Source organism: Streptomyces bobili, assembly GCF_002154575.1.
Lineage (GTDB): Bacteria > Actinomycetota > Actinomycetes > Streptomycetales > Streptomycetaceae > Streptomyces > Streptomyces bobili.
Map to the genome: position 1 here is coordinate 1 of NZ_MUBA01000808.1, position 1,125 is coordinate 1,125.

A 1,125-nucleotide genomic window follows, 5' to 3' on the forward strand; every position below is an offset into this window, starting at 1 on the left:
GCGGGGGCGGGATCGGGCACGGGATCAGGACCAGGAGACGGGTCGGGCCCCGGTGCCGCGTCCGTGTAGTGCCGGATCAGCGTCTCGTGCACCTCCCGCCAGCCGCCGTGGTCCGGGTCGCGGTGATGCAGCCTGAGCAGCAGCAGCGTGCGCACGAACGGGTCGCCCACGAACTGCCCCGGCACGGCCGGCATGCCCTCCTCGGCGAGCCGCGACCGCAGCGACCGTACGCCTGAGGAGCCGAAGTCGTCCGGGAGGTGCGCGGCGGCGAGGGCGACCGCCGAGTCGTGGTCGTGGGCCGCGGCCAGCACGGTCAGCTCCTCCAGCCGGTCGGCCGGCACGAGCCGCGCCAGCAGCTCGGCGTAGGCCGGGCGGCCGTCCGCCTGCCCCTCCTCCAGCCGGATGTCCGAGGTGAGCAGCCGGCCCAGCGAGGCCGCCCGCCCGGGGTGCTGCCGGGCCGCCGTGGCGAGCAGGACGATGCCCAGCGGGTTCCCTCCGGTCAACCGGTGTGCGGCCTGCGGCAGTCGGGGCGGTATCTCGATGTCGTCGCAGACCGCGCCCACCATGTGCAGCGTCTCGTCGGGACCCAGCGGCGGCAGCGGCACCAGCAGGGCCCGCGAGGACGGCGAACTCCCCGGCGCCCACTCGGCGATCCGGGCCACCTCGGCCAACTCCCGCCGTACGGCGTCCCCGAGCGCCGGATGCTCGGTCCCGCGGACCGTCGCCACGCACACCGCCTGGTCGTCGGTCCCTTCCGCCCGGTCCCGCAGCACCGCGTCCAGCAGCCCCGGACCCGGCCCGCTGCGCGCGTTGTCCAGCAGCACGACCGGCCGCCCGATCCGCCGCAGATGGGACCCCAGGCCCGCGTACGCCTCCGCGAGGTCGGCCAGCAGCGCCCGCACCAGCCACCGTTCGGCGTGCTCGCGCGAGGTGCCGCCGGCCCGGAAGTTCCCCGACAGGAGCAGCAGGCCGCGCTTGGCGTTGCCGCCCGCGTTCGGATAGCCGCGGTACCACTGGGACGGCCGCTGCTCCTTGTGGTTCGTGAACCCCTCCGACAGGGCCTCCAGCGTCGCTTCGATGGCCGCCGCCACGAACGGGCCCTGCCCGCTGGCCGCCCCGATGACC

General features: G+C 76.1%; 1 pseudogene. It reads right to left on the minus strand.

Annotated features, from left to right (window positions below):
- Positions 1 to 1,125, minus strand: a pseudogene (locus BZL64_RS40045) (hypothetical protein); the annotation flags it as partial.